The 6,534-nt window shown below is 57.9% G+C and carries 5 protein-coding genes and 1 pseudogene; 1 reads left to right on the forward strand and 5 read right to left on the reverse strand.

The annotated features are described in order from the left end of the window. Positions 1-3 precede the first annotated feature (3 nt). The 5 genes from BUB53_RS16595 to BUB53_RS16615 all read right to left on the reverse strand — a co-directional run bounded on the left by BUB53_RS16595 (position 4) and on the right by BUB53_RS16615 (position 6,282). Positions 4-696, reverse strand: a complete 693-nt coding sequence (locus tag BUB53_RS16595; protein ID WP_073036067.1) for a GntR family transcriptional regulator — start codon at positions 694-696, stop codon at positions 4-6. A 395-nt stretch (positions 697-1,091) separates the two neighbouring features. Continuing rightward, a complete protein-coding gene (locus BUB53_RS16600) occupies positions 1,092-3,005 on the reverse strand; it encodes a TRAP transporter permease (RefSeq protein ID WP_073036069.1) in 1,914 nt (637 codons plus the stop codon). 6 nt (positions 3,006-3,011) lie between these two features. After that, entirely contained in the window at positions 3,012-3,992 is a 981-nt protein-coding gene (locus BUB53_RS16605; protein WP_073036071.1) for a TAXI family TRAP transporter solute-binding subunit, read from the reverse strand. Between the two features lie 205 nt (positions 3,993-4,197). Further along, a complete protein-coding gene (locus BUB53_RS16610) occupies positions 4,198-5,343 on the reverse strand; it encodes a 2-methylaconitate cis-trans isomerase PrpF family protein (RefSeq protein WP_073036073.1) in 1,146 nt (381 codons plus the stop codon). A gap of 24 nt (positions 5,344-5,367) precedes the next feature. After that, on the reverse strand, positions 5,368-6,282 hold the full coding sequence (locus BUB53_RS16615; RefSeq protein ID WP_073036075.1) for an isocitrate lyase/PEP mutase family protein: 915 nt from the start codon (positions 6,280-6,282) through the stop codon (positions 5,368-5,370). Between the two features lie 157 nt (positions 6,283-6,439). Here BUB53_RS16615 and BUB53_RS22555 point away from each other — a divergent pair. Then, positions 6,440-6,534 (forward strand): annotated as a pseudogene (locus tag BUB53_RS22555) (electron transfer flavoprotein subunit beta/FixA family protein); the annotation flags it as partial.

Genomic DNA, 6,534 nt, shown 5'->3' on the forward strand with positions numbered 1-6,534 from the left:
TACTCACTCATCGGCCGAAGCGGCGGCACCTGTTTCCGCCTCAGTCCGCTCCATCGCCATACGTGCATGCTTGCGCGCATTGGAAAGATGGGTTCGCATCGTCTTCTCGGCCGCATCGGGATCCTTCGCCTTCAATGCATCGACAATCGCATGGTGTTCGGCCAGGGCCCGCTTGGCCCGGCCCGCCATGGTCGAGGATTTGTAGCGGTAAATGCGCAAGAGATCATAGAGGTCTTCGGTCAGAAGCGAGATCAGAAACTCGTTCTTCGATGCCTTCACGATACGAAAGTGGAAATCGAAATCGCCGCCCTGTTGGTAATACCCGTTGGGCAGCGATGTCTCTTCATGGGTTTCCAGAAGCTTGCGCAGTTCGTCCACCTCATCCTCCCCGATCTGGGTCGCTGCCAAACGCGCTGCCATACCTTCAAGCGCCTCACGAACGCGCAGGAGTTCTTCCAAACGTGCGGGCGAAAGATCGACAACGCGCACGCCTTTGTTGGCCGTGCGCTCCAACAGGCGCCGCCCCTCCAGCCTGCGAATGGCTTCACGCAAAGGCCCCCTGCTAATTCCATAATCCGCAGCGAGAACTTGTTCGAAAACCCGCTCACCTGGCGCGAGCTCACCGCCAATGATTGCCTCTTCCAGCCGTTCCGCGACCGTGTCGACAAGGGATTTGGCTTGAATCTTATTCTTCATTCCCGACCTCAAATCTTTGGCGCGAACACCCCATAACTCCGCATTCGAATGTAAAGTGTAAACATTTGACAAACAATAGTCTTGAGGAATTTAGTTAGCCCGCCCGGGACGCCACATCCGACCAAACTGCATGGAAGACCAATGTCATCTGCAAACGTCCCTTGTTTGCAAGGGGTTTTTTCGAACGGCATTGATCAAGGCAGCGCGCGATTGTGTATCCTGCCTGCCCAAAAGTCGTCATATCTGGCGTAAGGGCTACAGTTACATATCACTTCGGTGATATCAGCATTGGTGCGCGATGCGCAAACCCGACGGGCGGGTCCGATGACATTGGCGACAGGGCATCCATCCGGTCTCTGCATCGCTCACCCTAAAGAATTAATCTTGGCAGGGCTTTACGGTGCATCCATACCAGAACCGATGCCGTGGACCTTACGAAACGGTCGTCCGATCACCAGTCCGATAAGGCATAGCCCGGTTCCGATGCCCAGCAACACGGAGGATGGGAAGACAACGCAAACAGCCGCAATGCCGAATATCAAAACCGATATCACCCAGCTACCGAGCATTTTGCAGCCGGATAACAGAACGGATACGCAGACCACCAGTATCAGGCCCGAAAGAATTGCCTCACCGATATCAAGCGCTGAGCCGGACCACAGAATACCAGGATGTGTAAGAAACATGAAAGGAACGATATAAGTAACCGCACCAAGCCGCACCGCATTTACCGCGACTTTCCACCAGGACGTATCTGCGATCGAAGCCGCCACAAAGACCGCAACGCAAAGCGGCGGGGTAATGACCGAGATCGTGGCAAAATAGAAGACAAACATATGTGCGGCCAGTGGGGGGATGGATATGGCGATCAGTGCCGGGGCCATCACAGACGCAACCAGCACATAGGCGGCAGTCGTCGGCACACCCATCCCGAGGATTAGGCAGACCACGGCCGCGATAAGCGCCACAAGAAACAGGTTCTCACCACCTGTTTCAACGGTCATGGCCGAAACGGTGATGCCAACTCCGGTCAGATTTAGGAGGCTGACAAGAATTTGTGCACCCGCCAGCATGATGAAAACCACAACAAGGCCGGTGCCCGCATCTTGAAGGCCCTGGAAAAGACTGCGCCCGGTGCGGGCAATGTCTCGATGAGCCCACAGGTCAGCGATAACGAAGGGTATGAGCATACAAATCACCCCGAAAGACGCAGCAAAGCCAACCGACCGGCCATCGGTCAGCATCCACATCAATCCGCCGATCCCCCCGATGATCGGAAACAACCGACCAAAGCTCAGGCTTTGGCGGGCCTGCTGAATGTCTTCCTCAGGCACAAAGCCCAGATTGCGCCTCAGCGCGATCAGGTGAATCGTCAACAGCGCCGCGCCATAGAACATCGCTGCGGGAAGCAAGGCGGCCAAAGCGATGCGCAGATAATCCACACCGACCATTTCCGCCATGATGAATGCCGCCGCGCCAAGAATGGGCGGGGTGATCTGCCCGCCCGTGGACGCAACAGCCTCGACCGCGGCAGCAAGAGGTGCGGGATATCCGATCTTTTTCATCAATGGTATGGTCATTGAACCGGTGGTAGCCACATTGGCAACAGCACTGCCGTTCACGGTCCCGAACGAGGCCGAGGACAGGGTGGCAATCTTGGCCGCGCCGCCAACCCGGCGACCGGCCACGATCACCGCCAGATCCATGAAGGTGGCTCCGGCGCCGGTGCGCAATAGCATGGCGCCGAACAAGACAAAGGCCGCGATCACCGTCGCCGCGATGCCGGTCAACTGTCCCCAGACACCGATGTCAGACAACAAGAGTGTCTCCGTAACGAAATAGAGATCGAAGCCACGGTGGCCCAGACTACCGTCGATCCGGTCCCCGAAGGCCACATAAAGCAGGCCCAGCACCACCAGCAATGGAAACGCAAGACCCACGGTGCGACGGGACAAATCCAGGATTGTCAGTGTCAGGATTGCCATCAATGCTATGTCAGAGAGATCTGCGTAGGGCAAAGTGGTCATTATGCTCTCGGCAGACATGACAACCATGCCGCAGGCTGCCATCGACCCTGCCCAGAGAAGCCCATCCACCAAAAAGCACAGGGGCCCCAATCGGCCGCCAGGACTCAGCGGAAACTTGAGCAGGCCCAGACTGATGACCATGGCAAGCAGGGACGCGCGCTGTACCAGCGCGGGGAACGGTCCGGCAATGGCGGTCCAGACGATAAATGCACCGATAATCAGAGCAAGTGCCTGGGCCGCCGTTGCACGAATGCGGGGAGTAGTCGCAACCAGAGAAGACACCTCTGATTAACTTTCCGGCCGCAGATGGTCAGGAATCTGAAGGCCAATTTCCTCGTAATACCGGATGGCGCCCGGATGCAGGGGTGTCACCGCAAGGTCCATGGTCAACTGAGGAATGTCGCTCCCTTGCAGACCGGCAAAAGCCCCGGCCTGCAGCTGATTATCCTCAACCACAGCCTTGGTCATTTGGTAAGCTTGCTCCTCGTCCAGTTCCGGTCGCGCCATGATACCGGTTGCGTAGGCCCAGGTCCTGTATCCCGGAATACCCTGTCCGGCTTCGTCGTCACCGACCTCGACGACCGAAAGATTGCCGAGATTCTCCTTGATGGTAGCGACCTGGCCGTCATTCAGGCTCAGTACCCGAATCGGCGTCAAAGCCGCGATTGATGTGGTTGAGGAATCAAGTTTACGCCCGGCGCCCGATTTCACATAGCCGACCACGCGGTTGTCCTTGATCTGATCAACCACATCACCGGTCGAGCCGCGCACCCAATCCGCCTCGATCTCCAGGGTTTCAAAGACGGCGTTCGCGGCGGCTTCGGTGCCGCTGCCTGCAATCCCGGGATTGAATTTCGTGCCCACGAGACCCTCAAGGGATGTAATGCCACTGTCTGCGCGAACAATCACGTTCTGGATGGTCGCGCCATAGATCCAGAGCATCTGGCCATTATAGGCCTTGCCCTCGAAATCACCTTCACCGTTCACCACGTCATAGGCGACATTGGTCGTAACAATTCCAAGATCGGCCTGGTTGCGCTGGAGGCGGCGCAGGTTGTCCCGGGCACCGCCCGTCTCGATCACAGTGACATCGACGCCGCTGTTCGCCTTGTGAATGGCTTGGGTCGCTGCAACAGCATAGGCATAATGACTGGATGCAGCCGAGGTCGTTGCCATAGCAAGACGGGCCTCTGCCCATGCACTTCCTGCCAGCGTGGATGCGGTAGCCAGCCCGAGGGCAAAGGCTCGTGTTGCGATTGTTACGCTCATGTCTCTCTCCCTTTATCCCCGATCCGGCCACTGCCTCCCTCCCCGGAGGTTCGATATCGCCAGATCGTATGATCCAAAGACTATACAAAATCTCAATACAGTCAACTGTTGACAGTCAACTATGTGAAATTGCCCCCGATGAAATACAAGACTCCTAGCCGGTGCCGTTACATCCGCGGTCCCGCCGGGATCCCTTCGCCGAAGGTCAATCCTCTGCCACATAATGAACGGTTCCTGAAAAAAGCTTTCTCGCAGTCCGAAACACCGATCCGCTGACTGCGCGGGGGGCCTCGCCAGAAGTGTCGACATCCCCATCCACCAGAATCGTTCCCGAGGGATGTGAAATCGTTATCGGCCCCTTAGTCGTCGTGCAGAACTTATGCGGCAGAGTCCCGGGCGTGCGGCAGGCCAGCGCAAGGCACACGGAGCCGGTGATCGGGACCGCGCGATGTGGACGTTCCATCGAAAGCATCCGCACCATGACAGACACCTTCCCGGCAGGCACGACTTTGCCCGCAAGCGTTGTGCAATCCACCGGTGGGGCGACTATGGCCACCTTGGGGATACTCGGCATCGCGGCCGCGGCGTGGAGATCGGCGGTCATGCCCATGCGTGTCGATCCGATGCAGCGGATGGCCTCCATTGCGGCCATGAACTCCGTGTCGGCCTCGAGCGTTCCAGGGTCTTCGGCCCCGGTCTTGCCCAGATCGGCGGCATCCACGAAGACACATGGATTGGCGGCGTCCACAAGGCTTGCGTGCACGACACGCCCATCCGGAAGCTCGATCCGGTCAACGGCCCGCCCGGTCGGCAGAAGCGCACCGGTCTTGGTCCCTCCAGGGTCCAGAAACGACAAGCGGATCGGCGCTGCCGTCCCCGCGACTCCGTCAATGGCCAAATCTCCCCCTGGCTCAAGCTGCCCTGCACACACCGGAAACCGGCTTTCGATGATCTTGCCGGTATTGGTATTGTGTATCCGCACGGTCGCCTCTCCGTCAGGAGGGCAGGCAATCAGCCCGAGATCGAGCGCGGCCGGTCCGACAGCCGAACTCATGTTGCCGCAGTTGCCACCGTAATCAATCAGTGCATCTCCAACCGAGACCTGCCCGAAGGTATAGTCCAGATCGGCATCGTCACGGCTTGGCGGCGCAAGTATGCAGACCTTGGACAACGAGGAAATACCCCCACCCATCCCGTCAAGCTGACGACCGTAAGGATCGGGCGATCCCATGGCCGAAAGGATGACCTGATCGCGCGCCTGCGGCTCTTCCGGCAAGTCGCATTGCAGAAAGATCAGCGCGTTCGAGGTGCCTCCTCGCATGAAAAGGGCGGGGACTTCTTTCAGTTGCATGTGTTTCGACATTCGCCTTTGTTTCTATGCCCCTTCGTAACGCTGGGACAACGCGTCAAAGATGGGTTTGCCGACGATCCTCTGACGTTCGTCGAAATCAGCCAGCCGATCCGAGACCTCGTACAGGGATCCATGTTCCTTGAGCGACCCCAAGACTTCCTGCACCGCCTTTACCGAAGCCTGAAGCGCGGCGTTGGCGTAAAGTACGAACGCGAAACCGGACTCCTTGAGATAGTCAAGCTCGACCATCGGCGTGCGCCCGCCAACAACGAAGTTGATCAGCTGCGGGGCCGGCAACTGGCTGATCGCCTTGATCTCCTCAAGCGTTTCCGGGGCCTCGACAAAGATGATGTCAGCGCCTTCCTCGATCATGGCGTGCGCACGCTCCATGGCGGCTTCAAACCCGAGAACGGCGCGCGCATCCGTGCGGGCTATGATCTGTAGATTGTCGTCCTGACGGGCATCGAGACAGGCGCGCAGCTTTCCCAGCATTTCGCCCAGAGGAACGACATCCTTGCCCGAGAAATGGCCACACTTCTTCGGAAACACCTGATCTTCCAGTTGCACGGCAGAGGCCCCGGCCCGCTCCAATCGTTGAAACGTGGTATAGGCATTGAGCGCATTGCCAAAGCCGGTGTCCATGTCCACAACCAGAGGAAGCTGGCAGACATCGCTGATCCGGGCCGTTGTCTCGACCAGATCCGAGGCCGTCACCAGCCCGAGATCCGGCATACCCAGATGTGTGTTGGTCAACCCAGCCCCAGTCAGATAAGCGGCATGGAACCCGAGATCTTCAATAATTCGCGCGGTAAGCGCATTCGCAGCACCGGGCAGGAGCGCGGCTGACTCCTCTGCAACGAGCGCCTTCAATGCTTTGCGACGACCTGGCAAGTCATTCAACGACCGGCCCCCATCGAGGGCTCCGAGCTTGTCAGTCATAGTTTGTTCTTTCCTACTTGTCCTGCTTCGATCTAAGAGACATACGGACATTATGTCAACTGTCAACATTCTACTTGATCAAGTTCGAGCCAGGCTTTAGGGCAAGGAACCGTCAAGGAGGTGTATGCCTCATTCCGGAAAAGGAGAAATTACAGAGATGAAGGTACTCGTACCTGTCAAGCGCGTGATTGACTACAACGTGAAGGTTCGCGTTAAGGCGGACGGGAGCGGTGTCGATCTGGCGAATGTGAA

Source organism: Roseovarius pacificus, assembly GCF_900142665.1.
GTDB lineage: Bacteria > Pseudomonadota > Alphaproteobacteria > Rhodobacterales > Rhodobacteraceae > Roseovarius > Roseovarius pacificus.